This window comes from Paraburkholderia pallida (assembly GCF_004524855.1).
GTDB classification, from domain to species: domain Bacteria; phylum Pseudomonadota; class Gammaproteobacteria; order Burkholderiales; family Burkholderiaceae; genus Paraburkholderia; species Paraburkholderia oxyphila.
Map to the genome: position 1 here is coordinate 1,763,631 of NZ_CP038149.1, position 14,811 is coordinate 1,778,441.

Genomic DNA, 14,811 nt, shown 5'->3' on the forward strand with positions numbered 1-14,811 from the left:
CGCCCTGCCCGCCGAAGCCCGTATGAAAGCCTTCGCGCGCCGCCTGCGCACGCTCGCCACCCAGCTCGTGCCGCATGGGTATCTCGCGCTGCTGCTCGTCGTCGACGGGCTGATGCTCCTGCGCCCCGTAGCCGAAAACGTGCTGCGCCATTCGCGCGGCTCGTGGTTCGAAGACTGGATCTCGCTCATCAACGCTTTCGGCGTGCTCGCGCTGCCGCAGGCCGTGATCGCGGCGGGCCTCACGACGATGGCGATGGGCATTGCGCTGCGCGCCCGCGTGGCGTGGGGGATCTCGCTCCTGCTGCTCGCCGCGGCCGCCGGCATCAGCCTGTGGGGCGACTATCGCAGCAGTGTCGTGTTCGCCTTCACGCTCGCGCTGGCCTTCGCGCTCATCTACTACTGGCGGCGCTTCGACCGCTCGAGCTTCGCCGCCAGCACGCTGTTCGCATTCCTGAGCATCAGCTCGCTGCTCATTTATGCGGTGTTCGGCGCGCTCTATCTCGGCGACGGCTTCGAGCCGCCCATCCGCACGCTCGTCACGGCGTTCTACTTCTCGATCGTGTCGATGTCGACGGTGGGCTACGGCGATATCGTGCCGCGCTCGGACACCGCACGGCTCTTCACGACCTCGATCGTCGTGCTCGGCATCACCGTGTTCGCCACCTCGGTCAGCGCCGTGCTCGGGCCGGTGATCGGCGGCAAGCTCAAACGCATCGTGAAGGGAGGCATCTCCAACGTGACCCGCAAGAACCATTATTTGATCGTCGGGGCCTCGCCGCTCGCGCACAGCGTGTACGCGGGCCTCAAGAAGCGCGGCTACGCCGTCACGGTGATCGTCGCGCCGGGCACGCCGCACACCTATCCGCCCGAGGCCGATCTCGTGGAAGGCGACGCGAGCGACACGCATACGCTTCATCACGCGGGCGCGGAGACGGCGCTCGCCGTGCTCGCGCTACGCATGGACGACGCAGAGAACGCCTTCGTGATCCTCGCGATCAAGGAGCTTGCGCCGAAGGTGCGCACCGTAGCGCTCGTGAACGACAGCCGCAATCTGCAGCGCCTGCGCCTGTTGCAGCCCGACATGGTGTTCTCGCCGCAACTGCTCGCGGGCGAGCTGCTCGCGCGCACGCTCAATAACGAGACCATCGACAACGATCTCATCGAGCATCTGCTGTTCGGCAAGACGGAGGCGGGTCGGGCCGCGTAGGTGGGGCCGCGTAGGTGGGGCCGCGTAGTTGGGGCCGCCGGCGGTCGGGCCGCGCAAGGCGGGGGCGCCTGAGGCCGGGCCGCGTTAGGTAGGGCCGCCTGATGCCTGGCCTCTTAAGGCCGTGTCGCTCGAGGCGGCTGCCCGATGCCGCTTCGCCGGTTTTGCACGCCCCCGCCGTGTCAGCGCGTGGGAGGCGGCAGGCGGCGAAACAGCGTGGGATAGTCGATCACTAGGCCGTCCTCGTCGATGCACAGGTCCGCGGTGAAGTCGCGGAAGATACCTTCGTAGCGGTACGCGCGATCCGGCTCGAGGCACACGTAGGCCTGCTCGACGCGCTTGGGCACGAGCCCGGGCGCCGCGATATAGGCGACCTCGATCTCCCGGCGCTCGCCGCGCACGAGGTTCAGACGCCGGATCGGCAGCGTGTTCGTGAACGGCGTGGCCGCGATGTCGATATCGATGCAGCCTTCGATCGCCTCGAGCGTGCGGCCCTCGCCGTCGCGCCAGTGGCCGTGGCCGTCGCCATGCATCGCAAAAGCCTTGCCGCCCATCACGCGAAACGCCGCGTAAGTCGCACGCCAGAGCGCGTCGCAATGCACCGTGTAGCAGAGCCCATACGCCTTGCCGTAGCGCTGCCCGACCACCACGCTTTCCACGCGGATCGCGCCACCGCTCGCATCGAAGGCCAGATGCTCGATGCCGACGCCCTCCTCCGAAGCCCAACGTACCTCACGCATGATTCGTCTCCTGTCGTTCGCTTCGCGGTCGGCCCGAGTTAGCGCTTACTCCGGTCCCATGCAGTGCGCTTACCCGGGTTCTTTGCTTCGCGGTCTCATGCCTGGCGGTCGCGAGCAAAGCTACTGCCTGGCCGCTGTGGGCATCGTAGCGCAGACGGCGCCCCAGCCACGCGATGCCCGTCAGGCAGGCGCGGAACCAGAACCGCGAGTCCGGCGCAGCGGCGCCGGATCGCCGGATCGCCAGCAAATAGCGACTATCAACACCCGCGCATACGCAAGACGCCCCGCTTCGCCTATCCTCGCGATGCGGGTCGACCGGGCGCGGTTTCCGGCCCGCTGCCTTGGGTCCGCCTCGCTTCTGGTCCGCGGTTTTCGGCCGTGTTTTGAGTCCGCTGCGTCCCTTGTTCGCCCGAATCCGCATTTCACAGTCCGCGCCTTCTTCGCTCCCATTCGCCCAACATGTCCACCCCAGCGCCCGCCCAAGCCGATCCGGACGCCGCTTTCGCCAGCCCACGCGCCGACGCTTCTGCCACGGACGCCCCGTCCGGCCTCGCCGGGCCGTTGCGCACGCTCCTGCGCAGTCTCGGCCAGATCGTCCTGCAGCGGCACGCCGGCACCGGCGTCTGCGTGCTCGCGGCGCTCGCCCTGTGCGACCCGTGGCTCGCGTGCGCGGCGCTGATCGGCGCGACGACGGCCAACGTCTGCGCGCGGCTGGCCGGCCAGCCGCGCACGGAGATCCGCGACGGCCTCGCGGGCTTCAATGGCGCGCTCGCGGGACTGGCGGCGCTCACCTTCGCGGGCGACACCGGCACGGCCGTCGCGCTCGCGCTGCTGGCGTCGGCGGCCAGTGCGTGGATAGGCGCGCCGCTCGCGCGCTGGCTGCGCCACGCGGGCCTCTCCGTCTATTCCGCGCCCTGCCTCATCGCGACCTGGGCGTGGCTCGCGCTCGGCGCCGGCGGCACACATGCCGCTGCGGCCGGCGCGCTTGCACCGGCACGGCTCGCGCAGCCCTGGCTCGACGCGGCGGCGGGCATATTGAGCGGCGTCGCGCAGACCACGTTCGCCTCGGGCGCGCTCCCGGGCCTCGTGCTGCTCGCGGGACTAGCCTGGTCGTCGCGCCGTGCGGCGGCCTATGCGCTCGGCGGCGCGGCGCTCGCGAGCGCCATCGAATATGCGTTCGGCGCACCGCCCGCGAGCTTCGCCGCGGGGCTCTGCGGCTTCAATGGCGCGCTGGCGGCGCTCGCCGCCAGCGCGCTCGGCGCACGTGCCGCAATCTGTGCGACGATGCTTGCCGCGGCGCTGCATCTGGCCGCCGTGCGCCTGGGCCTGCCCGCCATGACCGCGCCGTTCGCGCTGGCCGGCTGGACCGTGCACGGCGTATGGCGCCTGATGATGCCGGCGTGGTCACGGCCGCGCCAGGCGTCCGCGAGCGGCGATGTACCCGGCGCGGACGCCAGCGCCGAAGGCAGCACGCTGCGCGACGAAGCGGCCATGCCTCGCGCGCCGCAAATTGCATCGCCTATCGAGGCACAAATGAAATCACCGATCGGAACACTAGCCGGGGTGCAAATCGGGGCGCAAACCGAATTGCCAATCGGAGCACAAACCGGAGCCCCAATCGAAGCACAAACCGGAGCGCCACCCGGACAGCAAACCGAGCCGCAACTTGGGTCACGCGCCCGCTCTACCGCCCGCTGAAGGAGCCGTCCATGTCATTCGCCCATCGTCCTGCCAGCGTCACTGACGACGCCACGCCGCCCTCCGCCGAGGAGCAGCAGCTGCGCGTGGACCTTGCCGCCGCCTACCGGCTCATCGCGCTCTATGGCTGGGACGACCTGATCTATACGCACGTATCCGCCGCCGTGCCCGGCGAGCCCGGCCGCTTCCTGATCAATCCGTTCGGCCTCGCCTTCGACGAGGTGTGCGCCTCGAATCTCGTGAAGATCGACACGGAAGGCCGCATCGTCGGCAAGAGCGAGCATCCGGTCAACGCGACCGGTTTCGCGCTGCATGCGGCCGTGCATCTCGCGCGCCCCGACGCCGTGTGCGTGATGCACCTGCACAATACGGCGGGCATCGCCGTCTCGATCCAGCGCGACGGCCTGCTGCCCGCCTCGCAACACGCGCTGCGCTTCTACGGCCAGCTAGGCTGGCACGACTACGAGGGCCTCGCGTTCACCCCCGCCGAAGGCGCGCGCCTGACCGCGAGCCTGGGCGAGCATCCCGCCATGCTCTTGCGCAACCACGGCACGCTCACCACGGGCCGCACCATCGCGGAGGCGTGGGTGCTCATGGCGACGCTCATCAAGGCCTGCGAGATCCAGCTGCAGGCCCAGGCGGGCGGCGTGCCGCTCGTGATGCCGACGCCCGAGGTCTGCGCGCACACCGCCGAGCAACTGCGCGACGGCGGCGCGATCGAGGGCGTGCTCGAATGGCCCGCGCTGTTGCGCAAGCTCGACCGCATCGACACGTCGTATCGCGACTGAATCCCTTTCATTCCCCCCTGCAAACAAGGAGATCCCCATGCCGACTTTCCACATCGAGATGTTCGAGGGCCGCAGCGTCGAGCAAAAGCGCGAGCTGGCCGCCGCGCTCACCGAGACCACCTGCAAGGTGCTGGGCGTGGATGCCCAATCCGTCGACATCATCTTCACCGACGTGAAGACCGAAAACTGGGCGACGGCCGGCAAGCTGTGGAGCGATCCGCGCTGAGCCTGCCCGCCCCATTAGATCGTTGTCCTGATGATTGATCGCGAGGCTTTGCCGCGGCTTCGAGCACATGCTCCTCCAGACGCCGCGCGGCCTCGCACCTGCCCCGCCGACCCGCGCCGATTCGATTCGAACGCCAGGCATTTTCGCACCTGGGCGAATTGACGCACCGCACGCGCCATCCCCGAGAATCGCGCCCGATTTGACGCAAATTGACGCAGCGCGCACCTCATGCTCCAAATCAATTCGCAGTGAATCCTTAATCTAAATTGATCACTATCAACGATTTAGCGCACGATTTCGTCGCTTGACGATTGACTGCTGCGACACGCTGGCGCACGTCGCAGCGCAGCAAAACGCGTCCTGTTCCCCTACGCTTACGTCCATTCGCACGACGCATCGCGCGCGCGGCGCCCTCACCGCCAACCGCCGCGCGAAGCCTCACGCGAAAGCGCTTTTCGCTACGCAAGCACACAGCAGGCACGCACATGCAATCGTCTATCCCCGCATTACAGGCTCTCTCGTCGCTATCGGCATTCGACCTGGCCCGGCTGCAATTCGCCTTCACCGTCTCCTTTCATATCGTCTTTCCCGCGCTCTCCATCGGCCTCGCAAGCTTCATCGCGGTGCTCGAAGGCTGCTGGCTCAAGACGCGCAAACCGTTCTACAAGGACCTGTGCCTGTTCTGGTCGAAGATCTTCGCCGTGGCCTTCGGCATGGGCGTCGTCTCGGGCGTGGTCATGAGCTACGAGTTCGGCACCAACTGGGCGGGCTTCTCCTCGTTCGCGGGACCCGTCACCGGTCCGCTGCTCATGTATGAGGTGATGACCGCGTTCTTCCTCGAAGCGGGCTTCCTCGGCATCATGCTGTTCGGCTGGAACCGCGTGAGCCCCCGCGCGCACTTCGGCGCGACGCTGATGGTGGCCATCGGCACGCTCATCTCCACCTTCTGGATTCTCGCTTCGAATAGCTGGATGCAGACGCCGCAAGGCTTCAAGGTGGTCGACGGCCACGTCGTGCCCACCGACTGGTTCAAGATCATCTTCAACCCCTCGTTCCCGTACCGCCTCGCGCACATGGCGATCGCCGCGTTCATCGTGGCCGCGCTCGTGGTGGCCGCGACCGGCGCGTGGCACCTGCTCAAGGGCCGGCGCGACGCGGCCGTGAAGAAGACGTTCTCGATGGCGCTCGGTCTTCTGCTGGTGCTTGCGCCCGTGCAGGCGCTGGTGGGCGATGCTCACGGACTGAACACGCGCGAGTATCAGCCCGCGAAGATCGCCGCGATCGAAGGCCTGTGGGACACCGAGCAGGGCGGCACCGCGCTCAACCTGTTCGGCATTCCCGACATGCAGGCGGAAACCACACGCTACGCCGTGAAGATTCCGCATCTCGGCAGCCTGATCCTCACGCATAGCTGGGACGGCGAGATCCGGGGCCTCAAGTCGTTCCCACCCGAGGAGCGCCCGAACTCGACGCTCCTGTTCTGGACCTTCCGCGTGATGGTTGGCTTAGGCATCCTGATGATCGTGCTGGGCGTGGCCGGCTGGTGGCTGCGCCGGCGCGGCACGCTCTATGAGTCGCGCGCGTTTCAGCGCTTCGCGCTGGCCATGGGCCCGACCGGCTTCATTACGCTGCTCGCGGGCTGGATCACGACCGAAGCGGGCCGCCAGCCGTGGGTGGTCTACGGCGTGATGCGCACCTCGCAAGCCGTCTCGCCGCTGACGGCGCAGCAAGTGGGCATTTCGCTGATGACCTTCGTCGTCGTGTACTTCCTCGTGTTCGGCACGGGCATCTATTACATCCTCAAGCTCATACGCACCGGCCCGGCGTTGCCGGGCGCCGTGCCAGGCACGAAGCCGCCCGCGGCGCGGCCCGCCACGCACCACGATGCGCAGCACGGCATGCCAGCTGCCGGTGCACGGCTCGCACCTGCTGCGCTTGCCACGAGCCAACCCGCGCGGCGCCCGACTTCCGACGCCGATCAGCTGATCGACGCCTGATCCAGCCATCCCCACGACCCGCAAAAACCCGCACGAACCGCATTCGAAACGAGGCAACGCAAACATGGACGTCACCGTCATCTGGGCCGCGATCATCGCGCTCGGCCTTTTACTCTACGTCGTGCTGGACGGCTTCGATCTGGGCATCGGCATCGTGTTCCCGCTCTTCCCCGACGAAGAAGAGCGCGATCTCATGATGAACACGGTCGCGCCGGTCTGGGACGGCAACGAGACCTGGCTCGTGCTGGGCGGCGCGGGGCTCTTCGCCGTGTTCCCCATCGTCTATTCGACGGTGCTCTCGGCGCTCTATCTGCCGCTCGTATTCATGCTCGTGTGCCTGATCTTCCGTGGCGTGGCCTTCGAGATCCGCGTGAAGGCCAACCGCACGAAGCATCTGTGGGATCTCGCGTTCATCGGCGGGTCGACGGGCGCGGCGTTCTTCCAGGGCATCGCGCTGGGCGCCTTCCTGCAAGGCATTCCGATGGCCGACGGGCGCTTTGCCGGCGACGCCTTCGGCTGGCTCACGCCGTTTTCCCTGCTCTCGGGCTTCGGGCTCGTGGCGACCTATGCGCTGCTCGGCAGCTGCTGGCTCATCGCCAAGACCGAAGGCGACCTGCAGCGCCGCCTGCACAAGCTCGTGTGGCCGCTCACGGTGATGCTGCTCGGCTTCATCGCGCTCGTGAGCGTGTGGACGCCGCTGCAAGACCCGCTCATCGCGCAACGCTGGTTCGGCTCGGGTCTGTTCTGGCGGCTCGCGCCGGTGCCGCTGCTCGTGCTCGCGTGCGCCGTGTGGATGCGCTGGGCCGTGCAATCGCGCCATCACAAGACGCCGTTCGCCGCCGCGCTCGCGCTCGTGCTGCTCGGCTACGTGGGGCTGCTCGTGAGCCTGTGGCCCTATGCGATCCCGCAGCAGCTCACGCTCTGGCAAGCCGCCGCGCCGCGCGAGAGCCAGACGTTCACGCTGGTTGGCGCGTCGTTCATCCTGCCCATCATCGTCGCGTACACGGCGATGAGCTACTGGGTCTTCCGAGGCAAGCTCCGTCATGGCGACACCCATCACTACCACTAAGCCCGGCGCCGCCGGTGCACCCGCCTCGCGCGCAAAGCGCACGCTGCCGGGCTGGCTCTGGTTCGTGCTGCTCTGGTGCGCCGGCGTGGGCGCGGCAGTCTCGCTCGGCTTCGCGTTCAAGGTCTTCATGAACCTCACGCTCTTCGCCGTCAAATAACGCGCGCTTCCACGCAATGCGTTGCCCGCTCCGCGTTAGACTGTAGGCCGTCTGTAACTCCTGCGATAAAAACCATGCAGCAGATGACCTTTATGGAATGCGTGAAACGCGCGTGGAAAAGCGCCGGGGAAGCGCTCACGCGCATGCCGGCGCTCGTGTTCGTCACCTTCGTGGCCTACGCCGTGCTCGGCTGGCTCGTGCTGGCCGGGCGGCCCGTGCCGGGCGAAGGCGAACTGCCTTCCGCCGGCCTCGTCCTCGCCGCCAACCTGGCCTCGTTACTGAACGCGTTCGTCTATATCTGGTTCACGGTGAAGATCTACCGCTTCGTGCTGCTCGACGAACGCACGACGCCGCTCATGGCGGCCGGCGCGAAGCCGCTTGCGCGCATCGTGGGGCTGGGCCTCGTCATGATGCTCGCGCTGGTGGGCATCGCGGCCGCCCTCTGGCTGGTGCTGCGCCCGCGCCACGAAGGCGGCGTGGCCTTTCTTTCGCTGATCATCGGCGTGATCTGGGTGTTCATCGGCGTCCGGCTCAGCCTGCTCTATCCGTCGCTCGCCATCGGCGGGCGCTTTGCGCTCGGCGCCGCGTGGCGGGACAGCCGCGGACACTTCTGGAGCCTGCTGGGCGTCTCGTGCGTCACGGCGCTGCCGCTGCTCGTTTGCGGCGTGCTCGCGCTGCTCGGCCTCGGCATCGCCGGTGTCACGCCCGACACCGTGCAAACGCCCGCGTGGTTCACCGCGCTCGCCATCGGGCAAAGCGTCGTCAACATCGTCTTCGCGATGCTCACGAGCGCGGCGCTCGCCTGGCTTTATCGGCGCTATGCGAACGAGCTGGCAAGCGGCGGCGCGCAGGCCACGCGTTCCCGCTGAGCATCGCCGATACTCGCGTGCCCGGCGCTCACCAGACGCCGGGCACGAACCGGTACTTCACCCGCTCCATATACGCGCGGTAGCCTTGCAGCTCGGCGGCTAGCACGCGCTCTTCCCGCACGGCGCGCCAGCCGATTGCCGCCACCATGAACGGCACGCACGCGAGGCCCCACCATGACCCGAGCATGAGCGGGGTGCCCGCGAGCAGCAGGATCGCGAACGCATACATGGGATGGCGCACGTAGGCATACGGACCGCTGTCGCTCACCGCGTGGCCGCGCTCGCTCTGGATCTTCACGACAGGCGCAGCGTAGCGATTGGCTGCGAAGACGGCACGCATGGCATAGATGCAGAGGAAGATCGCCACCGCGCCGCATACGTTCAGCCAGAACGGCACGAACGACCAGTGATGGCGCACGGCGTCGATGCCGATCAGGCACAGCCACGCGCACCAGCCCACCGAGACCGCCATCATGAACACGCGGTCCCAGCCTGCCTGCGTGCGCTGTGCGAAGGGCGCAAGACGCTCGGCGAGCAGGCCCGGATCGGTGCGCGCGAGCCACAGGCCGATCCAGCCACTGGTCACGGCAAATTCGAGCAGCCAGAGCCACGCGGCGGTCCATGCGAGCGTGCCCGCGGAGATGAACAGCAGCGCGCCTTGAAACACCAGCCAGATGAACGTCTGCGTGAACAGACGCTTGACGAGCAGCTTGTCCATCGTGTCCTCCGGTCCCATGCAAGGCGCATCTTGCGCCATGCCTCACCCCCTGCTTCAGCGACTCGCGCCTCGCCCTTGCACCCGCGCAAACAGCGCATCCATGTCGAAGCCCGCCGTATCGATGCCGAAGCGCTCGTTCAGGCAGCGCGCGAGTTCCTCTGCACTCCCGATTAAATGCTCCGTCGCCTGCTGGCCCGTGGCATCGCGCTCCGCATAGCGGTCGTTGAAGAGGATCGCGCGACTGTCTTCGCGCGCGATACAGGCGATCAGGTTTTCCGTGAAGAACGATTGCGGCGCCGCCGACGTGTACCAGTTCGCCACTTCGTAATCGACCCACTGCGCGGGCGCGTCGTCGAAGCGATAGACATCGATCCATGCATTGCCGTCGTACTGCTCGAGCTTCCACTCGCGCTCGCCGAGCGGCGTGAGCCGCGCGGGCTCGAGCAGCGTCGCTTGCGCGCCGCGCTCGGCGAACAAGAGCGGCGCGCACAGTGACGCGCTGCCAAAACCGACATCGGCGAGCCAGGCCGCGCCGTCCACGTGCACGCGCAGCAGCATGTGCGTGCGCGGCGTGATCGTGCCGGCCGGGCGGCCGAACAGCACGCGTGCGGCCAGCGGCTCGATGCGAAAGCCCAGTTGCATGAGCGCGTGCGCGAGCACCGTGTTGTGCTCGAAGCAGTAGCCACCGCGCCGTGACGCCACGAGCTTGTCGAACACGTCGGGCGGCGCCACCGACACGCGCCGCCCCGCAAACGGATCGAGGTTCTCGAAAGCAATTGCGCGCGGATGCAGGCGATGCAGCGCACGCAGCACGTCGAGCGATGCTTTGCGCTCGCCGTCGTAACCGATGCGCGCGAAATAACGATCGAGATCAAAACGGAAATCGAGGTCGGTCATGGAGGCGACTCGCTGTTCGAAAGAATCGAAGAGACCCGGAAGGCGGCCTGATGCATCGATGATATTCGAGTTCTTTCTTCATACCAGATAACGTCGAAACTGACTGATTGTAATAATTGGCATCGGTATAGACAGGTATTAGTAATATCCGTGCTTACGGCAAGTAATTGTTTTGATAATCATTCTCATTTGTGTTGACGATCGTATTCACGATGCGTACGATTGCGCCGTCCTGGAGGCAAATAACACAAGCCGCTTGCGTATCGCGCACACAGACGCATAAGGGCACGCCGATTCGATCCGGCCACAAAGAAAGCAAAAAGTAAGGAATGCGATGAAATTCAACCGGTCAGTCCGTATGTCTGGACGACGCGCCCCCGCCGTGCGTGGACTCGCGATGTGGGCCGCCTGCGCTGCATTCGTGTGTAGCAGCGCGCACGCACAATCGAGCGCCAACCCCGATGCCGCCCCCGAAGCGCCCGAAGCCGATCTCGCGATCAAGGCGCAGCCGGGTGACTTCTGGACAGGCATCTGGAGCCGCCAGAACCTGCTCGGCGACATGGGCGGCCTGCGTCCCTGGCTCGGCAAATATGGCGTGACCTTTCAGCTGACCGAAACGAGCGAATATCTCGCGAACCTGCGCGGCGGCCTCAACCGCGGCGGCACCTATGACGGCCTGACCACGGCAACGGTCCAGGTGGACACGAGCAAGGCGCTCGGCATTCCTGGCGGCCTCTTCAACATCAGCGCACTGCAGATTCACGGCTCCAATCTGAGCGCACTGAACCTGGGCACGCTGAACACGGCGAGCGGCATCGAAGCGCAGGACACCACGCGCCTGTGGGAAATGTGGTACCAGCAGTCGTTCCTCGACAAGAAAGTCGACGTGAAGATCGGTCAGCAGAGCCTCGACCAGGAATTCATCACGAGCCAGTACGCCGCGCTCTTCGTGAACACGATGTTCGGCTGGCCCGGGCTGCCCTCGTACGACATGCCTTCGGGCGGCCCCGCCTACCCGCTCGCGGGTCTCGGCGTGCGCCTGCGCGGCCAGATCACGCCTTCGCTCACGGGCCTGCTGGGCGTGTTCGACGGCGACCCGCTCGGCAACAATCCTAACAACCTGAGCGGCACGAACTTCAACTTGCACAACGGCACGATGGTGATCGGCGAGTTGCAGTACGCGATCAACCAGCCGTCCGAAGGCGAGCTCGTGAGCGCGGATACGAGCCGCAAGCTGCCCGGCACCTACAAGCTCGGCTTCTGGTACAACAACGAGTCGTTCGCCGACCAGCGCTACGACAACACCGGCCTCTCGCTCAACAATCCGGCCACGACCGGCATCCCGGCTCAGCATCACGGCGACTACAGCATCTACGCCGTGGCCGATCAGATGGTGTGGCGCCCCGACCCCGACGGGCCGCGCAGCATCGGCGTGTTCGCGCGCGTGATGGGCGCGCCGGGCGACCGCAATCTCGTCGACCTCTCCGCCAACGCCGGCATCGTGATGAAGGCGCCCTTCAAGGGCCGCGACAACGACAGCGTCGGTCTCGCGCTCACCTATATCAAGGTCGGCAACTACGTGCACGACCTCGACATGGACTACCGCACCTTCAACACGGGGCCGTACGGCGTGCGCACGCAGGAAACCACGCTGGAGGCGACCTACCAGTACCAGGTCAATCCGTGGTGGCAGTTGCAGGCCGACGCGCAGTACACCTTCAACGCGGGCGCCGGCCAGAACCCGAGCGACCCGACTCAGCCGCTGCGCAACACCTTCGTGGTGGGCGTGCGCACCAACATTACGTTCTGATCCTTAGCATCATGTTCAACCCCAAGTCCTCACGCACGCTGGCGAACGAAGCCGCACCGCTCATGCGCAGCGCGGGTGAGGCACGGAGAAATACGATGAACCACGCCACGCGCAAGCTTCTGCTGTGCTCGGCCCATGGCGCCCGCGCGGCGCTCGCGCTCGGCGCCGCTGCCCTCCTGGGCGGCGCGCCGCTCGCGGCGCACGCGGACCAGTCGGGCCTGCTCGAAACCGTCCACCATCACACCACGCTCATCAACACGGTGCCCGACAACGGCGACCAGAACCCGTACGCGATCTACGTCGCGCCGGTGAGCGCCGGGACCGTGAAGCAAGGCGACGTGCTGGTCGACAACTTCAACAACGCCGCGAACCTGCAGGGCACCGGCAGCACCATCGTCGACTATCACCCCGACACGAAGCAGATGTCGCTGTTCGCGACCATTCCGCGCGACCTCAAGGAGTGTCCGGGCGGCGTGGGCCTCTCCACCGCGATGACGATGCTGAAGTCGGGCTGGGTGATCGTCGGCAGCACGCCGAGCAACGACGGCACGACCAACACCAAGGGCGCGGGCTGCCTGATCGTGCTCGACAGCAACGGCAAGATCGCCAAGGCCATCAGCACGCCGAACATCAACGACCCGTGGGGCAACATGGCCGTGCTCGACAACGGCGACCACGCCACGCTGTTCGTGAGCAACGCGGGCTTCGGCGTGGGCGGCGCGGACGGCGATCCGCCCGTGTTCAAGCAGGCCACGGTGCTGCGCCTCGACCTCGACATTCCGAGCGGCCAGGCGCCGGTCGTGAAGAGCGAGACGGTAGTGGCAAGCGGCTTCGGCGCGCAGGCGGACAAGGGCGTGTTCCTCGTTGGCCCGACCGGCCTCGCGCTCTCGCCCGACAACAAGCTGCTCTACGTGTCGGATGCGATCGGCAACCGCATCAACGTGATCGAAGACCCGCTCACGCGCGACACGAGCGCAGGCGTGGGCCGCCAGCTCACCGCCGACGGCCTGCTGCACCGCCCGCTCGCGATGATCGCGACGCCCCAGAACCATCTGCTCGTCACCAACGCGCTCAACGGCCAGGTCGTCGAAATCGACCCGGCGACGGGCAAGCAGCTTTACGCACGCTGGATCGATACCGACAAGGCGCAGACGCCGCCGGGCAACGGCGACCTCTTCGGCATCGCGCTCACTCCGGCGGGCGACGGCTTTTACTACGTCGAAGACGACGTGAACACTCTCGTGCTGGCGAAATAACATGTCCTCCGATGATTCCCAAAACTGCCCGGCGCGTCCCGCGCGGCGCGGTTTCCTGAAGGCAGGCGGCGCCGCGGTGGCGGCCGGCGCCTCGCTGGGCGCGGGCCTTGCGGCACCGGGCCTCGCGCAGGCCGCGCAAGCCAAGGGCCACGCGCTGGCCGCCGATCCGATGAGCGCCGTCGAGCCGTTCTACGGCGAGCACCAGGGCGGCATCGTCACGCCGCAACAGGCGCACACCTATGTGGCGGCGTTCGACCTCACGACCGCCTCGCGCGACGATGTGATCAAGCTGCTGCGCCAGTGGACCGAGTCCGCCGCGCGCATGACGCAAGGCCAGAGCGCGGTGGCGCTCGACGGCGTGAGCGACGACCATCCCGCGCCGGATTCGGGCGACGTGCTCGGACTCGGGCCGGCAGGCCTCACGGTGACGTTCGGCTTCGGCCCGGGCCTCTTCACGTCGGAAGGCAAGGACCGCTACGGCCTCGCGCATCGGCGTCCTGCCGCGCTCGTCGATCTGCCGCGCTTCAACGGCGACCAGCTGATCGCCGAGAAGACCGGCGGCGACCTCTACGTGCAGGCCTGCGCGAACGACGCGCAAGTGGCCTTCCACGCGGTGCGCCAGCTCGCGCGCCAGGGCTACGGCGTGCTGCGCATGCGCTGGGGCCAGGCCGGCTTCCTCTCGGGCCCGCGCGGGCAAACGCCGCGCAACCTGATGGGCTTCAAGGACGGCACCAACAATCCGCCTACCAAGGACGCCGCGGCGATGAACCAGTTCGTCTGGGCCACCGCCGCCGACGCGCCCTGGATGCAGGGCGGCACCTATACGGTGGTGCGCCGCATCCGCATCACACTCGAGCACTGGGACCAGATGCAGCTGGGCTTTCAGGAGCAGGTGTTCGGCCGCCGCAAGTACAGCGGCGCGCCCATCGGCAAGGACAAGGAGTTCGATGCGGTCGATCTGGACGCTCAGGACAAGGACGGCAATCCGCTGATCCCCGATAACTCGCACGTGCGTCTCTCGAACCGCGCCTCGAACAACGGCGCGCAGATCCTGCGCCGTTCGTACTCGTACAACGACAGCACGAACTTTTATATCGAGCGCTGGCCGCCGTGGCGCCAGGAAACCGAATATGATGCGGGTCTCATCTTCGTTGCGCATCAGGGCGACCCGCGCACGGGCTTCATTCCGATCAACGAGAAGCTCGCGAAGTTCGACATGATGAACCAGTTCACCACCCACGTGGGCAGCGCCGTTTTCGCGTGCCCGCCGGGTGCGAAGCCGGGCTCGTTCATCGGCGCCGAACTGTTCGAGGCCTGAAAAAAGGCCTCCTTCAAGAATCAAACCCGATTGAATCCAGATTGAATCCGGATTCAATCGACAA

The 14,811-nt window shown here is 66.8% G+C and carries 14 protein-coding genes; 11 read left to right on the plus strand and 3 right to left on the minus strand.

Annotated elements, in window-relative coordinates:
- Positions 1–22: 22 nt before the first annotated feature.
- Positions 23–1,207, plus strand: a complete 1,185-nt coding sequence (kch, locus tag E1956_RS23000) for a voltage-gated potassium channel protein (RefSeq protein ID WP_134753222.1) — start codon at positions 23–25, stop codon at positions 1,205–1,207.
- Positions 1,208–1,386: 179 nt separating this feature from the next.
- Here the strand turns inward: kch and E1956_RS23005 are convergent, their stop codons facing one another.
- Positions 1,387–1,944 carry a putative glycolipid-binding domain-containing protein gene (locus E1956_RS23005; protein ID WP_134753224.1) on the minus strand — a complete coding sequence of 186 codons (558 nt, stop codon included), beginning with the start codon at positions 1,942–1,944 and terminating at the stop codon, positions 1,387–1,389.
- A gap of 459 nt (positions 1,945–2,403) precedes the next feature.
- Here E1956_RS23005 and E1956_RS23010 point away from each other — a divergent pair, with 459 nt between their 5' ends.
- From E1956_RS23010 to E1956_RS23040, 7 genes are all read left to right on the plus strand, one after another.
- Positions 2,404–3,642 carry an urea transporter gene (locus tag E1956_RS23010; RefSeq protein WP_134753226.1) on the plus strand — a complete coding sequence of 413 codons (1,239 nt, stop codon included), beginning with the start codon at positions 2,404–2,406 and terminating at the stop codon, positions 3,640–3,642.
- A gap of 11 nt (positions 3,643–3,653) precedes the next feature.
- A complete protein-coding gene (locus E1956_RS23015) occupies positions 3,654–4,430 on the plus strand; it encodes a class II aldolase/adducin family protein (protein ID WP_134753228.1) in 777 nt (258 codons plus the stop codon).
- A gap of 37 nt (positions 4,431–4,467) precedes the next feature.
- A complete protein-coding gene (locus E1956_RS23020; protein ID WP_134753230.1) occupies positions 4,468–4,656 on the plus strand; it encodes a 4-oxalocrotonate tautomerase in 189 nt (62 codons plus the stop codon).
- A 485-nt stretch (positions 4,657–5,141) separates the two neighbouring features.
- Positions 5,142–6,653 carry a cytochrome ubiquinol oxidase subunit I gene (locus E1956_RS23025; protein ID WP_134753232.1) on the plus strand — a complete coding sequence of 504 codons (1,512 nt, stop codon included), beginning with the start codon at positions 5,142–5,144 and terminating at the stop codon, positions 6,651–6,653.
- A 64-nt stretch (positions 6,654–6,717) separates the two neighbouring features.
- The gene (gene cydB, locus E1956_RS23030) at positions 6,718–7,722 is read left to right on the plus strand and encodes a cytochrome d ubiquinol oxidase subunit II (RefSeq protein WP_134753234.1); all 1,005 of its coding nucleotides are present in this window, start codon (positions 6,718–6,720) and stop codon (positions 7,720–7,722) included.
- Complete coding sequence (locus tag E1956_RS23035) at positions 7,697–7,879, plus strand: hypothetical protein (RefSeq protein WP_134753237.1); 183 nt, start codon at positions 7,697–7,699, stop codon at positions 7,877–7,879. Before cydB ends, E1956_RS23035 begins: the two co-directional genes overlap by 26 nt.
- Before the next feature lie 92 nt (positions 7,880–7,971).
- Complete coding sequence (locus E1956_RS23040; protein WP_134753239.1) at positions 7,972–8,748, plus strand: hypothetical protein; 777 nt, start codon at positions 7,972–7,974, stop codon at positions 8,746–8,748.
- A gap of 28 nt (positions 8,749–8,776) precedes the next feature.
- On the opposite strand, the gene E1956_RS23045 is transcribed toward E1956_RS23040, so the two are convergent.
- Positions 8,777–9,466 (minus strand): methyltransferase family protein, encoded by a 690-nt coding sequence (locus E1956_RS23045; RefSeq protein WP_134753241.1) that lies wholly within the window; start codon positions 9,464–9,466, stop codon positions 8,777–8,779.
- A 54-nt stretch (positions 9,467–9,520) separates the two neighbouring features.
- Positions 9,521–10,363 carry an arylamine N-acetyltransferase family protein gene (locus tag E1956_RS23050; protein ID WP_134753243.1) on the minus strand — a complete coding sequence of 281 codons (843 nt, stop codon included), beginning with the start codon at positions 10,361–10,363 and terminating at the stop codon, positions 9,521–9,523.
- Between the two features lie 358 nt (positions 10,364–10,721).
- Here E1956_RS23050 and E1956_RS23055 point away from each other — a divergent pair, with 358 nt between their 5' ends.
- From E1956_RS23055 to efeB, 3 genes are all read left to right on the plus strand, one after another.
- A complete protein-coding gene (locus E1956_RS23055) occupies positions 10,722–12,173 on the plus strand; it encodes a carbohydrate porin (RefSeq protein ID WP_418789269.1) in 1,452 nt (483 codons plus the stop codon).
- A gap of 95 nt (positions 12,174–12,268) precedes the next feature.
- Positions 12,269–13,429 (plus strand): NHL repeat-containing protein, encoded by a 1,161-nt coding sequence (locus E1956_RS23060; RefSeq protein ID WP_232071557.1) that lies wholly within the window; start codon positions 12,269–12,271, stop codon positions 13,427–13,429.
- Between the two features lies 1 nt (position 13,430).
- Positions 13,431–14,747, plus strand: coding sequence for an iron uptake transporter deferrochelatase/peroxidase subunit (gene efeB, locus E1956_RS23065; protein WP_134753247.1), 1,317 nt, complete (start codon positions 13,431–13,433; stop codon positions 14,745–14,747).
- The last annotated feature ends 64 nt before the right edge of the window (positions 14,748–14,811 follow it).

Bases quoted from the DNA above. Each gene is read 5' to 3' on its own strand.
- cydB (WP_134753234.1), top strand. From the start codon at position 6,718: ATGGACGTCACCGTCATCTGGGCCGCGATCATCGCGCTCGGCCTTTTA.
- kch (WP_134753222.1), top strand. From the start codon at position 23: ATGAAAGCCTTCGCGCGCCGCCTGCGCACGCTCGCCACCCAGCTCGTG.
- E1956_RS23050 (WP_134753243.1), bottom strand. From the start codon at position 10,363: ATGACCGACCTCGATTTCCGTTTTGATCTCGATCGTTATTTCGCGCGC.
- E1956_RS23005 (WP_134753224.1), bottom strand. From the start codon at position 1,944: ATGCGTGAGGTACGTTGGGCTTCGGAGGAGGGCGTCGGCATCGAGCAT.
- E1956_RS23045 (WP_134753241.1), bottom strand. From the start codon at position 9,466: ATGGACAAGCTGCTCGTCAAGCGTCTGTTCACGCAGACGTTCATCTGG.
- E1956_RS23060 (WP_232071557.1), top strand. From the start codon at position 12,269: ATGAACCACGCCACGCGCAAGCTTCTGCTGTGCTCGGCCCATGGCGCC.
- efeB (WP_134753247.1), top strand. From the start codon at position 13,431: ATGTCCTCCGATGATTCCCAAAACTGCCCGGCGCGTCCCGCGCGGCGC.
- E1956_RS23020 (WP_134753230.1), top strand. From the start codon at position 4,468: ATGCCGACTTTCCACATCGAGATGTTCGAGGGCCGCAGCGTCGAGCAA.
- E1956_RS23015 (WP_134753228.1), top strand. From the start codon at position 3,654: ATGTCATTCGCCCATCGTCCTGCCAGCGTCACTGACGACGCCACGCCG.
- E1956_RS23025 (WP_134753232.1), top strand. From the start codon at position 5,142: ATGCAATCGTCTATCCCCGCATTACAGGCTCTCTCGTCGCTATCGGCA.
- E1956_RS23040 (WP_134753239.1), top strand. From the start codon at position 7,972: ATGGAATGCGTGAAACGCGCGTGGAAAAGCGCCGGGGAAGCGCTCACG.
- E1956_RS23010 (WP_134753226.1), top strand. From the start codon at position 2,404: ATGTCCACCCCAGCGCCCGCCCAAGCCGATCCGGACGCCGCTTTCGCC.
- E1956_RS23035 (WP_134753237.1), top strand. From the start codon at position 7,697: ATGGCGACACCCATCACTACCACTAAGCCCGGCGCCGCCGGTGCACCC.
- E1956_RS23055 (WP_418789269.1), top strand. From the start codon at position 10,722: ATGTCTGGACGACGCGCCCCCGCCGTGCGTGGACTCGCGATGTGGGCC.